General features: G+C 41.0%; 14 protein-coding genes. 2 read left to right on the forward strand and 12 right to left on the reverse strand.

The features are described from left to right. Positions 1 to 284 precede the first annotated feature (284 nt). Both KKD20_03380 and KKD20_03385 read right to left on the reverse strand, forming a co-directional pair. Positions 285 to 902 carry a V-type ATP synthase subunit D gene (locus KKD20_03380; protein MBU4332137.1) on the reverse strand — a complete coding sequence of 206 codons (618 nt, stop codon included), beginning with the start codon at positions 900 to 902 and terminating at the stop codon, positions 285 to 287. Between the two features lie 124 nt (positions 903 to 1,026). Beyond that, entirely contained in the window at positions 1,027 to 2,520 is a 1,494-nt protein-coding gene (locus KKD20_03385; protein ID MBU4332138.1) for a V-type ATP synthase subunit B, read from the reverse strand. Positions 2,521 to 2,663: 143 nt separating this feature from the next. Between KKD20_03385 and KKD20_03390 the strand changes: the two genes are divergently transcribed. Next, the gene (locus KKD20_03390) at positions 2,664 to 3,098 is read left to right on the forward strand and encodes a hypothetical protein (protein ID MBU4332139.1); all 435 of its coding nucleotides are present in this window, start codon (positions 2,664 to 2,666) and stop codon (positions 3,096 to 3,098) included. 110 nt (positions 3,099 to 3,208) lie between these two features. Here the strand turns inward: KKD20_03390 and KKD20_03395 are convergent, their stop codons facing one another. The 3 genes from KKD20_03395 to KKD20_03405 form a co-directional block, all read right to left on the reverse strand. Then, the gene (locus tag KKD20_03395; GenBank protein MBU4332140.1) at positions 3,209 to 5,977 is read right to left on the reverse strand and encodes a V-type ATP synthase subunit A; all 2,769 of its coding nucleotides are present in this window, start codon (positions 5,975 to 5,977) and stop codon (positions 3,209 to 3,211) included. Between the two features lie 700 nt (positions 5,978 to 6,677). Next, entirely contained in the window at positions 6,678 to 6,995 is a 318-nt protein-coding gene (locus KKD20_03400) for a V-type ATP synthase subunit F (protein MBU4332141.1), read from the reverse strand. 89 nt (positions 6,996 to 7,084) lie between these two features. Then, positions 7,085 to 8,131, reverse strand: a complete 1,047-nt coding sequence (locus KKD20_03405; GenBank protein ID MBU4332142.1) for a V-type ATPase subunit — start codon at positions 8,129 to 8,131, stop codon at positions 7,085 to 7,087. Positions 8,132 to 8,246: 115 nt separating this feature from the next. Between KKD20_03405 and KKD20_03410 the strand changes: the two genes are divergently transcribed. Further along, positions 8,247 to 8,492 (forward strand): hypothetical protein, encoded by a 246-nt coding sequence (locus KKD20_03410; GenBank protein ID MBU4332143.1) that lies wholly within the window; start codon positions 8,247 to 8,249, stop codon positions 8,490 to 8,492. A 446-nt stretch (positions 8,493 to 8,938) separates the two neighbouring features. Here KKD20_03410 and KKD20_03415 read toward each other — a convergent pair whose 3' ends face one another. The 7 genes from KKD20_03415 to ppdK form a co-directional block, all read right to left on the reverse strand. Next, a complete protein-coding gene (locus tag KKD20_03415; GenBank protein MBU4332144.1) occupies positions 8,939 to 9,382 on the reverse strand; it encodes a hypothetical protein in 444 nt (147 codons plus the stop codon). 86 nt (positions 9,383 to 9,468) lie between these two features. Then, the gene (locus KKD20_03420) at positions 9,469 to 10,035 is read right to left on the reverse strand and encodes a hypothetical protein (GenBank protein ID MBU4332145.1); all 567 of its coding nucleotides are present in this window, start codon (positions 10,033 to 10,035) and stop codon (positions 9,469 to 9,471) included. Between the two features lie 151 nt (positions 10,036 to 10,186). Then, on the reverse strand, positions 10,187 to 10,663 hold the full coding sequence (locus tag KKD20_03425; protein ID MBU4332146.1) for a V-type ATP synthase subunit K: 477 nt from the start codon (positions 10,661 to 10,663) through the stop codon (positions 10,187 to 10,189). A gap of 178 nt (positions 10,664 to 10,841) precedes the next feature. Then, positions 10,842 to 12,833 (reverse strand): V-type ATP synthase subunit I, encoded by a 1,992-nt coding sequence (locus KKD20_03430; GenBank protein MBU4332147.1) that lies wholly within the window; start codon positions 12,831 to 12,833, stop codon positions 10,842 to 10,844. Between the two features lie 16 nt (positions 12,834 to 12,849). Then, entirely contained in the window at positions 12,850 to 13,230 is a 381-nt protein-coding gene (locus tag KKD20_03435; GenBank protein ID MBU4332148.1) for a four helix bundle protein, read from the reverse strand. A gap of 105 nt (positions 13,231 to 13,335) precedes the next feature. Continuing rightward, a complete protein-coding gene (locus tag KKD20_03440) occupies positions 13,336 to 13,650 on the reverse strand; it encodes a hypothetical protein (GenBank protein MBU4332149.1) in 315 nt (104 codons plus the stop codon). A 233-nt stretch (positions 13,651 to 13,883) separates the two neighbouring features. After that, on the reverse strand, positions 13,884 to 16,589 hold the full coding sequence (gene ppdK, locus KKD20_03445) for a pyruvate, phosphate dikinase (GenBank protein MBU4332150.1): 2,706 nt from the start codon (positions 16,587 to 16,589) through the stop codon (positions 13,884 to 13,886). Positions 16,590 to 18,046: the final 1,457 nt, after the last annotated feature.

The following is an 18,046-nucleotide window of genomic DNA, read 5'->3' on the forward strand; positions in this document are numbered from 1 at the left end:
TAATTTAAAAACCGTCGTGTTCATTATGGTGGACTCGGCGGTTCTTTTTATCTAAGTATTTTGTTCCACTTTTTGAAATATAGGAATCAGAAAAATATTTAACTTTTTACAAGCACTGCGATATATCGTAATATCGTAATATCGTAGTGACATAATTTTACCTCAAACAAAAAAACCGCCATCCCAGCGGTTTTTATTAGAATTATTCGAGTTAATTTGAGATAATTTGAGTAAATTTTAAAATCCGTGATCCGCGTCCATCCGTAGTCATCAGTGGCTATCCGTCATTCCATTATCTTCTCTTTTACCTTCATCAGCGTAATCAAAACCCCCCGTTCCTGTTCTGCTAATTTGGATTCAATGTATTTTATCGTCTCTTTTATATTCGGGATAAAAACATATTCAAGCGCGTTCACTCGCCTTCGCGTCTTTTCAATTTCCCCAGCGAGTAGCCGGGCCGAATGTTCAATTTCCGCCAGCTTCACCATATCAGCCAATGCCTCGGAAAAAATTCCCAAAGAAGTATCTAGGTCAGATGGCGTTGAAAGCAGGGAATAGCAAATCGGGTCGCCCTCTTCATTATAAGTGAATTGCGGTATATTTACACTCATCACATTTTTTGTCGTGGCCTCAAGTGTGATTTTTTTGCTAGGCACAGCCAAGGCCTCGTTCATCATCTTTGGCTGCATGTCAGCCGAAGCGAAAACAAAGGACTTAAAACCTTGTCCAAGTGTTGCTTCAACTCGAGCTCGGCATTCTTTAACTTTTCGCACAATCGTCATAAACTCTTTCATCAATCCATCGCGCTTGTCTTTTAATAATTTGTATCCTCTTTCCGCAGTCTTGAGCCGTCTTTTCAACTTGAGCAACTCCATGCGGGTGGGATTTATGTTTAGTTTCATAAATTAGTCATTGGTCACTAGTCACTCGTCACTAGGGCGACCGTCACCGTCGTCATGGTCGTCCCTAGTGACGAGTGACTAGTGACTAGTGACACTTTTTTAGTGATTTGTGAAATTTGTGTGCCTATTCGTGCTGATTCGTTTTGAGATACTTCTCGATATGCTCTTCTTTTACCCTTTTCAATTCTTCCCTTGGCAAAATACTCAACAATTTCCAGCCAATCGTCAAAGTTTCTTCAATCGTCCGGTCTTCATTTTTGCCTTGCCTAACGAACTTATCTTCAAATTCATTGGCAAATTTTAAATACTTTTTATCTGTGTCAGATAATGCCGCTTCGCCAAGTATTACTGCTAATTCCCGCGCTTCTTTCCCTTGGGCATAGGCCGAGAAAAGCTGGTTCAAAACTCCGCTATGATCTTCCCGCGTTTTTCCTTCGCCAATGCCTTTGTCTTTTAGCCGCGACAAACTTGGCAACACATCAACTGGCGGATAAATTCCCTGTTTGTCCAATTCTCGTGAAATCATAATTTGGCCCTCCGTGATATAACCAGTCAAATCTGGGATTGGATGAGTTTTATCGTCTTCCGGCATTGTTAAAATCGGGATTTGGGTGATTGAGCCCTTCTTGCCCTTTACTCGTCCGGCTCGCTCGTAAATCGTGGAAAGGTCAGTATATAAGTAACCAGGATAACCGCGCCGGCCAGGAATTTCTTTTCTCGCGGCTCCAATCTCCCGCAAGGCCTCACAGTAATTAGTTAGGTCTGTTAATATCACTAAAACATGCATATCCTTGTCAAAGGCATAGTATTCAGCTGTTGTTAGAGCCAATCGAGGTAAAGTAATCCGTTCAACTACTGGGTCATCAGCTAAATTAATAAATAGCGTGGCTCGCTCAATCGCGCCAGTTTGTTTAAATTCATTTATAAAAAATTCAGCCTCCTCAAAAGTAATACCCATAGCGGCAAACACAACTGCAAATTGAGAATCAGCAGGCGAGTCATTGGTCATTAGGGATGAGTCATTAGAGACGCCGTCGTCGTCCGTCCGGTCATTCGTAGCATCTGTAGTTTTTGTAGATTCGGATGCATTTGTAGATTTGGATTTTATCACCTTTGCCTGTCTAGCAATCTGAGCTGCCAGTTCTGAATGGGGGAGTCCGGCCCCGGAAAAGATCGGCAATTTTTGCCCCCTAACCAAAGTGTTCAACCCATCAATCGTAGAAACCCCTGTCTGGATAAAATCATTAGGATAATCCCGGGCATAAGGGTTCAAAGGCGCGCCATTAATGTCCATTTTTTTTTCTGCTAAAATCGCTGGCTGGCCATCTTTTGGCCGTCCCGCTCCGTCAAAAACCCGGCCTAACATATCAGCGCTTACTCCAATTTCCATTGTTTTGCCCAAAAATTTTGCTTTGGCTGTTTTCACATTAATGCCTCGTGTTTCCTCAAACATCTGCACCACTGCTTGCTTGTCGCTTATTTCCAAAACCCGGCCTCGCCTGATGCTTCCGTCAGCCAGTTCAATATCAACTAACTCTTCGTATTTAACAGCTTCAATTCCTTCCACAATTAATAAAGGCCCAGCGATTTCCGTGATAGTTTTGTATTCTTTTAGCATAATTTGTCTATTAAAAGGTTAATTCATTTTTATAAATTTGGTATTGACAAAGAATAAGATATATATTATCCTTCCTTATTAAGTTAGTTAAAACGATCTTTAAAAATTATCCTTAATTAGTCAGTAAACAGGAGGATGAGAGCATGAAGAAGATTATTTTTCTACTGATTGTCTGTCTTTTTTTGGCAGGAGAGAATGTTAGGGCAGGTGTCTGGGATGCTACATTTCTGTTTGACACAACAACCATTAAAAAGAATTGGCAGGAAAAGTGGGATGAAGAAGAAAAGGATGTGTTTTATTGGTATCTTGGTCTACAAGCAACCGATACAATAACCACGATTAATCTCTTAACAAGACACAAGGGAAGGGCACGTGAATTAAATCCGATTTTCGGAAAAAATCCATCAGTAAAGAGAATCTTAATTCAGAAGTTGTTAGCTAATTGGTTGTTTTTTTCAATTTGGAATGATTGTTTTGAAAGAGATGAGAGAAAAGAATTTTTTCAAGTTGTCAACACTATTTGTACTCTTGTAGTAGCCAACAATCTCATAATTACTATTAAGGTAGAATTCGAATAAAGGGTGAAGAAGGTATTAAGTAGGGAGCCGTATGCATCAGGCATCGCGGCTCTTTTTTTATTCAATTTTCAATCAACAATCAACAATTTAACAATGTAACAATTTAACAATTATTTAACCTCTCCCTTAATCTTCTCCACCAACTTCTCAAGCTCGCCAATCTTATCTTCCTTAACCATCTTCGCTTTTCCAATCTCTATTTTAATTTCTTTTGCCTTGTCCATCACCTCACTCAGTTTTTTACCGGATTCAAGCTCGGCTGTCGCCTGCTCATGAAAAATCAAAATCGCCTTCAGCATCCAGTACATTTTTTTACAACTGGTAAAAGTATCAATCTCATCAAAAGCGTTTTGGTGCAGAAAATCTTCGCGGATAGATTGCGCGGTATTTAAAACCAATTGTTCTTTCGCGGAAAGCGCGTCAATGCCAACTAACTGGACAATAGATTGCAATTCTTCTTCTTTCTGCAAGATACCCATTGCCCCCACTCTCATTTCCGGCCAATCCTGCCCGGCCTTTTCGCGCATATAATCATTTACAGAATTTAAATATAATGAATAAGAGCTTAGCCAATTGATAGCTGGAAAATGCCGTTTATAAGCTAACTGCGCGTCCAATCCCCAAAAAACTTTTGTTACCCGAAGCGTGTTCTGTGTCACAGGTTCAGACAAGTCACCCCCGGGAGGGGACACCGCGCCAATAACCGTAAGAGAACCTTTTCTGCCCTCATTCCCTAAACAAACCACTTCCCCTGCCCGTTCATAAAACGCCGCGGTCCGGCTTCCAAGATAAGCCGGATAGCCCTCTTCTCCGGGCATTTCTTCCAGCCGTCCGGAAATTTCCCGCATGGCTTCCGCCCATCTGGAAGTCGAGTCCGCGGTCAGCACTACTTTATATCCCATATCCCTAAAATATTCCGCAATGGTAATTCCCGTATAAACGCTGGCTTCTCTGGCCGCCACCGGCATGTTGGAAGTGTTGGCAATCAAAACAGTTCGTTTCATCAATGGCTCGCCGCTTCGCGGATCTTTTAATTCTGGAAATTCCTGCAATACATCAGTCATCTCGTTTCCGCGCTCGCCGCAGCCAATAAAAACCACAACATCCGCGTCTGCCCATTTTGCGATTTGATGTTGGACAACCGTGTTATGGAAAATAGACGGTGAGTTTCCACCGACAAAGTTATGCGTATCTTCAACCTCAATGTCATAAACAGTTTGGGGTTTGTCTACAGTTTCAATTTTAACAATTTTGTCATAGAAAATATGTTCCAAATGATTAGTTGTGAATTTCTGAAATTTTTTAATACTCAAAGCCTGGACAAAAGCTCTAAAAATTCCTTTACTCATTAGCTCTTTATTTCTGGTATAATTAGTTATTTCAATGCCCAGTTTTTTCAAACTGGCATATGGTCGCCCAGCTTTTTCGTACAAGGCATTTATTAAACGAGTGCTAATTGGAACAATATCAAGATTTGTGTAGCCCTTCTTGGTTTCATTTAAATACTCTTTAATTTTATCAAATTTAATATAGTGCCCAAGTTTACACTGCCTGTAAAATTTTTCAACTTCTTCTCGGCCCGAAATAAAAATTCTAAATCTAACAAAGTCCCTAACTTTGCCTTCTCTCAGTTTAACAATAACTCCCAATCGAGTGAGGAGGTAAGCCAAATCCGATTGCATTTCTTTGCTCGAAGTGCAAATTTCTAAATCATGATTGCCAACATATCCGTCACAAGCAAAATATGCGCCAACAAATTTAGCTATTATTTCATCAGGGGATTTTTGAATGATTTCTAGGGCTTTGCAGGTTCTAGATTTTTGATATTCCGGAATACCCAGAGATTTCAGCAATTTTGCTAAAACCGAACTCTCAACGATCATCGCCATTACAGTATTCACCTTTGTTTCTTTTGTTTCGAGCCCAAATAACATTTTAGCCAAGTTGGCAAATCTTTTTCTTAAGCTCGCATCATTGTTATAAAATCTAATCGAATTTTGTTTAATCGCCCCATCACCCAAAATTAAACCAATAAACTCAGCAAACGCTTTATTCATCTTTTCAGGTAATTTGGTAGCATGACTTTGATGTTCTCCTTTGATTTCTTTAGGTTTCAGATTTTTATCAAATTCTCCAAATAGCTTCTTGGCAAAAGCAACGGTAGGTTTATTTCTGCTGTTCCAATATTCGGTTATAACCGCATAAGATATACTCAATTTTTCACTGACTTTATTCAGTGAACCCATTTTTAGTTTTAATTTCTTAATGAGTAAGTTTATTGTTTTTAAATTTCTATGATCAGCAATTCTTTCAGAACTAAAGATTTTCAAATAGTCAATGATTTGTGGTTTTAGCTCAATATCTAAATAACGCGGTGTGATAAGATAATTACCTTCATTAAGAAATTGCGCTTGAGTTTCCTCGGGCTCAAGATTTTCACTTACTTTAAACAATTTATGAATTGGTGTTATAGTCATTTCTCGGCCAGTGCGGGTAGTAATTTTAAGCATTTTTTCGCTTTTGCCCTTGTACACACTTTTTACCGGTTTTTTAATGAATCGACCATCATCATAACTTAAAATCTCAAATGGTTTGTCTAAAACAGTATATTCCTCATTAACTTTTTTTGTAGTTCGTCCCCTCCCATGATGTCTTTTAAAAATATTTTTGATTTTTTCTCTTGAACCATTTACTAAAATCACTGGCGTCTCGCCGTCAACACACTTTCCCGCGCCAAAAGGACCAGGCACGCAAGCAGTTCCGCCCTTAACAACCGGGAAAAACGCATCAATCACTCGCTGGCCCGTAGTCAAGGGTTCAGTTGGAATCAGTTTCTCTTTAATTGGCCTTGCCTGTCTAATTGGCCAAATTTGTAGCATTGTTATTGGTCTATCACCAACTTTTGCAATCTCGCCTTCAACAGTATATTCGCCATTATCAACAATAGAAATAATCTTACCTTCAATCCCCGGCGGTACCATAATTTTATGAGTAATCAAACTGGTTTCAGGAACTTCGCCAAGAATATCACCAGCTTTTACTTCGTCTCCAACTTTAACTATCGGCTTAAATTTCCATTTTTTTTCTCTGTCAATTCCCGGCACATCAATGCCCCGAGTAATATAATCTCCCGCTTTTTTGTAAATCAAAGCTAACGGCCTTTGCACGCCGTCATAAATATTTTCAATTAAACCAGGCCCAAGTTCAACAGCCAATGGTTTGCCAGTCAAATATACCGGCTCCCCGGGGCCAATGCCGCTTGTATTTTCATAAACCTGAATTGAGGCCTCATCGCCGTGAATTTCAATAATCTCGCCAACTAATTTTTCGCGAGAAACTCTAACCACATCAAACATTCTTGCCTCTTCCATGCCGTTGGCTACAACCAAGGGGCCCGATACTTTGATAATTGTTCCATTTTTTTGTTCGCTCATATATTTTAGTTTATTAGTTTATTAGTTTATTAGTTTATTGATTTATTATTAATTTTATTAACCATTGTATTCCAGCCCGAGGCCTGCCTCGTTGCAAGGCGGGCTGGTCCGCCTTTGGCGGAAACCTTATTAACCCAAAGTTTATTCATTCATTAAACAAAATATCCGAGCCGACTGCTTGCTCAACGATATTCTTCAATTCACGCTCACCCTCGCCAGTTGCTCCTCGAACTCCCGGTATCGCGATTACCGCCGGCAAAGCGGTATTTTTCAGATCATCTAATTTAATTTTTAATTTTTCCATCCAATCTTCAGTAATAAATAATATACCGCATCCCTTTTTTTCATAAATCTCATCAACCTTTTTCTCGGCCTCTTCCTGCGTGTAAACACCAAAACAGTCAAGGCCGAGTGCCTTAAATCCCAAAATTGAATCTTGATTACCTAAAATAGCAATTCTCATAATTTTACGGATTGCCACTGATTACTGCGGATAGCCACTGATCACAGATCCGCGATCCGCGGCTATCCGTCAACATCCGTGGCCATCAGTTAAAATATATCTCTTACTCTCTGCTTTATTTCATCAGCAGGAATGTTATTCAGCTTCCCCGTCATAATTAACCTCACATTTCTGGCTGCGTTTTTCTTCGCGTACCAATATCCAAAAATTATTTCCGAGCCATAACTCATCCACTTCGTGTGCTTTATGTAATCTGTTTCTAAATCATCAAACCCTTTTTCTAATTGCCAAAGATTTTTTTTCTCGCTATATTCCTGCAAAAATTTTTCCTGGCTTCTCGTCAGATAACCTTTTAAAAAAGCGGTTAACTCATCAACATCTTTTTCCAAAAACGAGCTCAACTTTTTCAATTCAATTTGTCCGCCATCAACCAGTAAATCTTCGAGGCGAAGCCGAGACCCTGAATCCGTCGAAGGGGTTTTTAAATTTTTAACCCTCAACAAACTCCTAATATTCACAACATCAATCTGCCTCCTGGTAAAATCCAAAATAAAATCGTTTTTAATTTCTTTAGCCAAGCTCAAGCTCAACTCAAAATATTCTTTATCCAATTTCAAGTCAATCTCACTCGGGGATAGGGGATTATTAGAATCATTTTTCTTCATATCAAATTCAGTAACCATTTTATCAATAATCTCCGAGACATCGGCGTTATCCGTATCCCTAGTTTCTAGTTTCTTGTTTCTATTTTCTTTATTCAAAACATACGCCTTCAAATCATCAGCTTTTATGGTTCCCACATTTGATAAATCCCCAGTCAAATCTAACTCGAAATATCTCTGCTTTAAGAGTAATTTAATATTATGAAAATCCTGTTCCAAAAACAAGAGTCTTACCAAATCTTTGTTTGGCGTGGCTTTTTCTAAAAATTTCTTGGTTTGCCCCAAATCATCATCCAATGCCTTCCCATATTCTTCCATTTTTACATCCAACAAATTATCAGCCAAATCCGTATCACTAAAAACCTTAAACGCTTGTTCAGTGTTTTTAGCATCAACCATCCGTTCAATGTCTGTTGCGTCTAATAATTTTTTTTCCAGGACCCGGATTTGGCCCGTGGCGGTTAGATATGGCATAGTTTACTCATATTTTGGGATATTGGACTGATTTGAGATTATTAGAGAGTGTCCATTATTCCGCATTAATATTAAATAAAATTCGACTGACTTCAATTTCAGTTTCATTGCGGATTTGCTCCACCAGCGCCTGGACCACTTCCTCTCCTCCATTATCGTCGAGGAAGAGAAGGAGGACTTCCTCTGGGTGTTGAATAATGGAGTAAATCGTCGCGTATGTCCGCTTCCAGTTTGGAGGCGGGCATACGAGAAAGAGGGGATCGATTTCGTGATGGACCTCATGGAGGAGGTTCATCGTGGAACGGTTAACTCAAATGTCTCGGCCGCCCGGACGGTCGAGGTTCAGCAGATGTTTGCGTAGCCCCGGCCGGGCGGGGCAAGAGAGGAGGTGATATAGTTCTTTCAGGGTTTAGGGGGACTGCGTTCGACTCGGAGTTCCCAAGGCACTTAGCTGAAGAAGTTAGGTGCCTCTTTTTTTATTTTCAAACAACACTAATTTTCACTCCCGCCTGTGTTTTAGCTTTGGCGGGTAAAAATCTGCACACCCCGAACAACTCGCTTCGCTCGTCTACGGGGCAGGCAAAGCACACTAATCACGAATCAGATTACTTATTCACAACTTGGGCTTGACAAGGATTTTAGCTGTGCTATAATGTAAATACTGGATGCCTTAGTGACCACTGTTCGTAACTGGCAGTCTGAGCTAAGGATTCTCCCCCCTAGAGGGGGCGCTCCAGTATTGAATCCCGCATTTTTTTCTGTGCTGATATTGCTTTGCAAACACAACATAGAAAAAGATGCGGGATTTTAATTGTATAAAATTTGAAAAACACGATTCGCGGTTACAACAATATTTGCCGCTCTCTTACCTTTGTATATGTCATTAGCTATTTTATGAGCGCCACCCTTCTTGCCTATTCTGTGAAATGTTATCAGAGGCGTTTGTCTATCAAACTTTCTAAAAAGATGAGACAAAACATCCTTTATAACGCCTTCCTGCCCTGGATATTCTCTATCAATAATTACCTCATCAATGTTTTTCTCATCTCTTAGCAAAAGATAAATCAAGCCAGCAAAAATTTTAAAGATAAAAGTCTTTTTGGGATAGTCAAGCGCCCGCATGGCTTTTACTAATTTTTGTTTTTCCACTGAACTAATTTTTAAACTTTTAACTTTACCATTAGCAAAAGCAACAACAGTTAATCTATTAGTATCTTCAATTTTACCGCTTTGATCAATTTCAATTTTCATTTTTTATTTTCAAATTTCAATCAACAATTTACAATTCGAGATATTAGAGCTTATTAGAGAAAATTGGAGGGCAGTCATTGCTACGACTACTCACTAAACAAAATCCAACAAACTTCAATTTCAGTCTCATTCCTAATTTCCCCAACCAACGCCTCAACCGTATTATCAATCTCTAACGTTTCGGACTTCAAAACAAACCCTCCCCTCGCTTCAACTGTCTCGTCAGATATTTTGTATTTCAGGCGAGCGGCACCCAAGGCCATTTTTGTTTTTTCAGGGTTCTCACCGGCTAATACAATTTCAGAATTTTTTGCTGAAGGCAGATTTTCTGTCGCTTTTTTTATGACTTGTCCGTAAATTTCATCATTACCAATAATACGCTCAATAACTTGCTCATAAACACTATCAAGAATTTCCCGTTTCTTTTTTAGAAGCATTGTTTTTTTGGCGCTCTCTTTTTGGAACTTAACCTGCTTAACTTTCTTTTCCATTGCATTACGAAAATCAGCCAAGAGTTTTTCTTGGTCTTTTTTGATTAATCCCGCCAGCTCTTTTTTAAGTTTCTTTTCTTCTTGCCTGCCGTCATCCATAATTTTTTCTGCTTCTTCCTCGGCTTCGGATTTGATTGTTTTTAGGATATCAGTTAAAGACATAATTTTCACGATACACGATTCACGCATCACGGCTCAAATCACGATTCACATATCACGATACAAAAATCTGAATCGTGATATGTGTATCGTGGGTCGGGTTAGTAAAATCCGTGATCCGCGGCTATCCGTAAGAATCCGTGGCTATCCGTTTTTAAGTAATTTTAATCCCATTCACCAAAAGAATCGTGGCCAACAACCCAAGCACCGCGTAAGTCTCCACCATTGCCGATAAAATAATCGCCTTGCCAGCGTCACCCGGTTGTTTAGCGACCACATTCATGCCAGCAACAGAAACCTTTCCCTGGAAAAGTCCGGAGAAAAGGCCAGCCAAAGCAATGGGTAAGCAAGCAGCTAATATTTGCCAGCCCATGGCATTGGTGAGTTCCACAACCTCGCCCCCCAAAAGACCGATTTTTTGCAAAACCATAATCGCAGCCAGAAAACCATAAATACCCTGGGTACCGGGTAGAGCTTGGAGCAGGAGCACTTTACCAAATTTTTCCGGCTCCTCGCTAATTAAGCCAGCTCCGGTTTGGCCGGCCTTTCCTACACCTAAAATCGAGCCAATGCCGGCCAATATAACGGCCAAAGCCGCGCCGAGAATTGCTAATGCAAGTCCAATAGTCATATATTTTTTTTCCTTTCAAAAGACGAATTTACACGAATTTTGTACACAAATTTCACTAATCACGAATACATTTGAGTTATTAGAGCTCATTAGAGATATTATGAGTTTTTTGGATTCGTGATTCGTGAAATTTGTGTACTGATTAGTGCTGATTCGTTTTTTAAATATTGATTATAGATTAATTGTCAACAATCTCCACATACTTCGATTCCCTTTGAAGCGGTCTAAATCTAGCTCCGCCGCCTTCCATAAACTTGGGGAAAAATTCTACAAACTGCAAACGGCCAGAATGGATAAAAGCGCCCAAGACATTAATAACCAGATTAAACAGATGCCCGCCGACCAAAATTACAATCGCCACAATCCATCCAACATATGGTATCATATCTTTAAACAAAAAAGCAATCAAATTGATTACCATGGCGATAATTCCGGTTGCCAGTCCCAGAGCCAGTAAACGGGAATAAGACAAAACATCGCTTAAATATCCAACCAATCCATATAAACTTATTATCCCGGCGCCAATTTTTGCAATGATACTTTTTTGCTCCCGGCCCTGGGTGGCGATCATGACAGCAATCCCCAGCCAAAGCAGAACCTTGGCCAACCCCATCAAACTTTGCGGCAGGACCCCGGCTTTATTGGCAACCCAAAATAAAATCGCTGGAATAAAGTAAACCCAAACTCCGTGTTTCAAAATCCCATCCAAATATCTTTTATGTTTAAATTCCCACCACATAGCAATAATAACTCCGGTCCAAATCTGGATAACACCCATAACAAAAGTAATACCCAGAACGAGCAGAGGATTTTTAATGGGGTCAATTTGTCTTAGGGCGAGTAGAGTGTTTTTGATGGTTGAATTAGGCAAGTCATCAAGCGCTATTCCAAACCAACCGCCAAAAACCACCCCCAAGATAAAAGTGACTATTCCGCCATAAATCAAAACCCGAAACAATTTTTGGTTCTCTCTTGGCACTTTCATAATTTTAATTGCCGCGTAAGCCAGGGCTGCCAGCAAGATTCCATATCCTGCGTCAGTTAAACAAAAGCCAAAAAAGATAATAAAAAATGGCGCTAAAAATACTGTGGGGTCAGTTTCCGTGGCCTTGGGCAGGCCGTAGATCCCAGTAACTGATTCAAAGGGGCGCCAAAAAGGTTTATTTTTTATAACCACTGGTTGATTAGTCTTATCTTTCTCTTTCAAATCCAGGGCTTTGATTTCTACATTATTTTTAGTGATTTTTTGCAGTTTGTTATGTAAAATTTTAAAATGCGCTTTTTCTATCCAGCCCGTGATCCGGGCCGTGTAATTTGTTCTAGCCAGTTTAGACCCGCCTTCTTGTTTGGCTTTTTGCCAGGTTAACCAATCAAAAATAATTTTCAAACTTCTCATCTCCCGCGTCAATTCCCGCGCCTCATTCTTTAAATCCCCAATTATTTTTGTATTTTTATATTCTTGTATTTTTATATTTTCGAGTGCTTTTTTTGGTAATTTGTCAGCATACGGCAATTCTTGGCTATCAAACCCCAACTCATTCGAAATTTTGTTCACTTTGCCCTCATGATTTTTTAAAAAAGTAAGAGCTAAAAACGAATCCCTGTCAGTCAGATGAACTTTAGTGATGGCTGTTTCCTTGGTTTGTTTATCAAGAGTGTTAATAAAATCCAGATATTTTTGAGTATTGATTTTGCCAAAAATTGTTTTAGTTTTTTCTGTTTCTGCCTGCTTGGGCGCTATCTGCAAATTTCGCCAGGGCTCAAGCTGTTCTTTCTCGTTGCCTCCTTCTTTTAGCTCACTCTCGCATTTGCTGATTTCGCTTTCCATATTTTGGCATTTTTCAATAATTATTTTGTAATTATAATCTTTAACAGTTTTTTCTAGGCCCCCTTGGCCCAATTTAATTTTATTCCCAGTCAATTTTTCTGCCAAGGGAACTTTAATTTCATCAAAAGGCGTTAAGAAGTCCAAAGCAAACTTTACTCCAGCCAGATCATAATCAATGTTATCTGTTGTTAGCTCATTTGGGGGCGCGGCAGGGGAGTCAGTATCAGCAGTATCACCCAATTCAATTTGCATCAAAGAATAGGTTTGTAAGAAATTCAAAACTTTATCTTGATATTTTTTATTGATTAGGATGTTGATTTTAATTGTTTCGGATAGGGACATAAATGTTGGTCATTGGTCACTCGTCACTGGGGTTTACGTTTCCCCCAACTGATGCAATAAGACCGTTTATTAATTTTAATACAGATACACTCTTTTTAAATAAATCGATATATGTTTCTTTTGAAACGTTTTCTATCTCATAAGAAATTATCAATAAAGATTGAACTTCTTGTATCGAACCTCGTGCCTGATAATAAAATCTTTTTTTATCTTTATAAAAAAACCTGCCAAAACCCTCGGCAATGTTAGAACACACAGAAACAATGGCATGTCTTATTTGACTTGTAATTCCATAAATCTCTTCTTTTGGAAAATCTTTGGTAATTTTATAAATATTTTTAGTCAGTTCTTTAGCTTTTTGCCAAGCATGGAGTTGATAAAAGTTTTTTATACTCATAGGACTATAATTTTAATAAAGACTTGATTAAACTCGTCCCTAGTGACTAGTGACCAATGACTAGTGACCAATAACCATACAAAAAAACAATAGGCCATGTCCGACCTATTGCTGTGTTAAATGATGCATAACAAGATTAATGGCTTTTTCAATTCTCACATTATCCATATCTTCCAATTTTTCCAAAACGATTTTCTGCTCTTCGTAAGCGATTTCTTCATATTCTTGGATTGCTTTGCCGGTTTCTTTTTCTAGCTTTTTATGGGTAGGTTGAACCTTGTCTTCGGCTAAAGACATAGTATTTTTCATCTGGTCTTTTATTGTATTGATATTCTGTTCAACCTCTTTATGCGCCGTCCTAATTATTTTTTGAGCTTCCTCCTCTGCTTGTTTGATTTGATTAATATTTGTATCTGGCATGAAGAATAAAATTAATTTTTAGAATCCAAAAATAAAAATCACAGGGCCCCCGCCATCTTTTTTTAAAAGGCCTTGGACATTAGTCAAAGGAATATTTTTAACTAATAACTTTTTTAACTAATAACTTCATTTATATAATGATACTATATTTTTAATAGAGCGTCAATGATTTTTTGTGGAAAAGTAACAAAAAGACATTGGATATCCAATTGGACATTCAATGTCTTAGCTGTCTAGGGCTCTGGATTTTCTTTCAGCGCCGCTTGGGCTGCGGCTAAGCGCGCGATTGGTACTCGCGGCGGACTGCAGCTAACGTAATTCATGCCGATTCGGTGGCAAAATTCTACTGATGCTGGGTCGCCGCCATGCTCGCCGCAAATGCCGATTTTCAGGTCTGGATTGGTTGCTCGGCCGCGTTCTATCCCCATTTTTATTAGCTGGCCCACGCCTTCCTGGTCTAATTGTTGGAAAGGATCATTGGTCAGGACTCCTTTTGCAATATACTCGGGTAAGAACTTGCCGGCATCATCTCGGGAATATCCAAAACACATTTGCGTGAGGTCGTTGGTGCCAAAGCTGAAGAACGCGGCTTCTTTAGCAATTTTATCTGCGAGAAGCGCGGCTCTTGGTATTTCTATCATAGTGCCGACAAGATAGGGGACCTTAATACCTCGGTCTGCTGTTACAGCTTCGGCAACGCGGACAATGATTGCTTTTTGTTCTTTGATTTCCATTACTGTGCCAATCAGGGGGACCATAATTTCTGGATGAACTTGGATTCCTTCTTTTTTGACTATACAAGCGGCTTCCATAATGGCCTGGGTTTGCATCTCTGTGATTTCCGGATAAGTCATGCCAAGCCGGCAGCCGCGGTGTCCGAGCATTGGATTGGTCTCGTGCAGGGAACTGACCCGAGCGCGAATCACTTCTGGGGGCACCTGCATTTCAGATGCCATAGCCGCAATATCTTCATCAGTCTGGGGCAGGAACTCGTGCAAAGGCGGATCAAGAAGCCGGATGGTTACTGGTTTATCCGTCATCAGGCGGAAGATTTCAATAAAATCCTGTCTCTGCATGGGCAGGAGTTTGCCTAGGGCTTTCCTCCGGCCTGCTTCATCATCAGCCAAAATCATTTCGCGGACTGTTTTGATGCGCTCTCCGCCAAAGAACATGTGTTCTGTGCGGCAAAGGCCAATGCCTTCGGCGCCATATTCTAGGGCTTTTTTGACATCCTCGGGCGTGTCAGCATTGGTTCGGACGCTAATTTTACGAAAATTATCAACCCATTGCATAAAAGTTTTAAATTCATCAGTTATCTGGGTTTCAACAGTAGGTATTTGGCCGAGCATTACTTCACCGCTCGAACCGTCAATGCTGATCCAATCGTTTTCTCGGACCAGAGTTTCGCCGGCTGTAAACTGTCGTTTTTCGTAGTCAATAACAAGAGCGCCACAGCCCACAACCGCCGGCGTGTCCATGCCGCGGGCAACCACGGCGGCGTGACTGGTCATGCCGCCGCGGGCAGTTACAATTCCTTGAGCCGCGGCCATACCGCCGATATCTTCGGGTGATGTTTCCAAACGAACCAGAATAACTTTTTCATCTTTGCCTATTTTTTTAGCCTCATCAGCAAAAAAGACTACTTTGCCAACAGCGGCTCCCGGAGAAGCGGGCAGTCCCTTGGCAATTTTATTTTTTTCTGCTTTAGGATCAAACTGCCGATGCAGGAGCTGGTCCAGCTGTTCGGGTTCAACTCGTAAAATAGCAGCTTTTTGGTCAAGCATTCTTTCTTTAACCATGTCCACAGCAATTTTTATAGCGGCTCGTCCGGTGCGTTTTCCGTTTCTGGTTTGCAGCATCCAAAGTTTGCCTTGCTGGATAGTAAATTCAATATCCTGCATATTTTGATAGTGACTTTCAAGTTTTGTTTGAATGTTGTCAAGCTGCCTATAGAGAGCGGGCATAATTTTTTGCAACGTTTCTAATTCCTTGGAGGGATTGCCTTCCGGCAGAGCGTCTCGGCCGCTGGCGTTGATCTGTTGGGGGGTGCGAGTGCCGGCAACAACATCTTCACCCTGGGCGTTGAATAAAAATTCGCCGTAGAACTGTTTTTGTCCGGTGGCTGGGTCGCGGGTAAAGGCAACACCGGTGGCGCAGTCAGCGCCCATGTTTCCGTAAACCATGGATTGGACATTTGTGGCTGTGCCCCAGTCATCAGAAATTTTATGAATTCTTCGGTATTCTATTGCTCGCGGAGTGTTCCAACTTTTAAATACTGCGGCAATGCCGCCCCAGAGTTGTTCCCAAGGGTCATCAGGAATTTCAACGGCTTGGCGCTCTCGCACAATCGCTTTGAATTGCTCCACAATGGACTTCAGGTCACCTGTGGTTAATTGAGTGTCTTCTTTGATTCCTTTTTGATCCTTCACTTCTTCAATAATTTTTTCAAAGGGATCTTGCTCTTGCTTATTTTTTGGCTTAAGCCCAAGCACAACATCGCCGTACATTTGGACAAAGCGCCGGTAGCAGTCCCAGGCAAAACGTTCATTGTTATTGCTTTTTTTAATAAGGCCCTGGATAGTGTTTGGATTTAATCCAAGATTAAGCACTGTGTCCATCATACCGGGCATGGAGACCCTGGCGCCCGAACGCACAGAGACAAGCAAAGGATTGTCCGGGTCGTTGAATTTCGCGCCCATAATTTTTTCCATCTGGCTAATGCCGGCCTTAACTTGCGTTTCAAGTCCTGTTGGATAGGCATTATTGTTTTGATAAAAATGGGTGCAGACCTCGGTGGTGATGGTAAAGCCGGCTGGTACGGGTATTCCAAGCGAAGCCATTTCTGCTAAGTTGGCGCCTTTGCCGCCTAAAAGATTTTTCATGTCAGCTCGACCATCGGCTTGGCCGCCGCCAAATGAGTACACTAATTTTTTGTTCATTTTGTTGTTGGTTAAAAAATTAACTTTCCCCCCAGCTTCCTTGATGCCCATTACGAGCGAAGCCGCAACTCTGTCATTGAGAGCCCCGAACCATACATTTTGTTTAGATTTAGGGTGAGCGATCCCCCCCCCTATCATTGCGAGCGACTGTAGGACTTGCCAACTAGAAGTGATCTTGACGAAAGAAGGACGGGGTAGACAGCAAAGATAATAAGGAGCGAAGCAATCCCGTGTGATTTACTGTGGATGTCTTTACCGTGTGGCTGTGTCTACAGGATTTACCCTGAACCGATTCTGGTACAGGGTTTACCACGGGATTGCCACGCTCTTTTTTGTCTTTATTGACCACCTTATTTTTTTATCACTATGGTCATTTTCACCTGACATGTCCTACAGTCGCTCGCAATGACATGGTTTGCAATGAAATTGTTTCGCTATCTGGTTTATTGTAATAATAGTATTATGGTTTTTTGAGAGTTTGTCAATAAATTTCGCAAAACAGCGCAGATAAAAAATGAACGTTCATTGAACGTTCATTTTGTAGATTTGGATTATGTTATAAAAAAAAAGACCGCCAAAGTGAAGATTTGTTTAGAGGAGGGATTCTTCCCTCATCTTCACTTTTGGCGGTTTACTATTAAAGAACAAGAGACAGGAGGTGGACCTGATGGGAACATACCCCGGCCGGGCTTGTTTCCGACTCATAGAGCGTGGGGTCAACATTTCCCATCATAGTCCAACCCCTTGTCTGCCCAAGGAGAGAGAGCTCGCAGGCGCCTCCGCGTCGATTACTGGGCCTCAACTGTCCCCAGCTTATCCGCGCAATTCGGCTACCCTCTTTTAGGGGAGCCCTCCATGGCTATCCTGTGAGCGGGCTCAGCCGTTGGCTGATAGATCTCTCCCTGGTTTTCAGGAAGAGGAGAAGGACGCGCTTCGTGTCCTCTGGAGCAGCGATCCATCGCTCCTCCGATTGATGACCGCCGTTGGGCCATCTTTTAAGCGGGTCTTTTCAGAACTTTTCGGCTTTCTAAGGCCTAAGGCATCGGTCCTCACCTACTTAGTTCTTATCTCCTCCCCCAAATCTCGAGTGGTATTACCCGTGTGTTGTTGGGTGATAAGCCCAACCCTGCTTTTCTATCGCACCACCTCCCTTCTATATAGAATTGAGCGTTTCAAGAAAATTCATCAAGTGAAGCCAACCGGATGTTTGTCCACCCGCTTCCTCCTTTCTTATTCTATTATAGACCAAGACGGGGGTCATCAAATTGGGGTCTTACCGGACCCCTGGCGGTTTTGATAAAGGAAAAGGGGGAGCGGCTTTTACTTCAATCACTTCGCCTCGTTACCGTAGGAGCCGCTCCATAGTCCTGGATTTTCCTAATCCACACCTTAAACCCATCCAAAAGACCAGGCCTATTTTTTCCCTCATTTTTTATGTTTTTTTAGTAATGCGATAT

The organism is Patescibacteria group bacterium, from assembly GCA_018896645.1.
Taxonomy (GTDB): domain Bacteria; phylum Patescibacteriota; class Patescibacteriia; order UBA2591; family JABMQE01; genus JAHIMF01.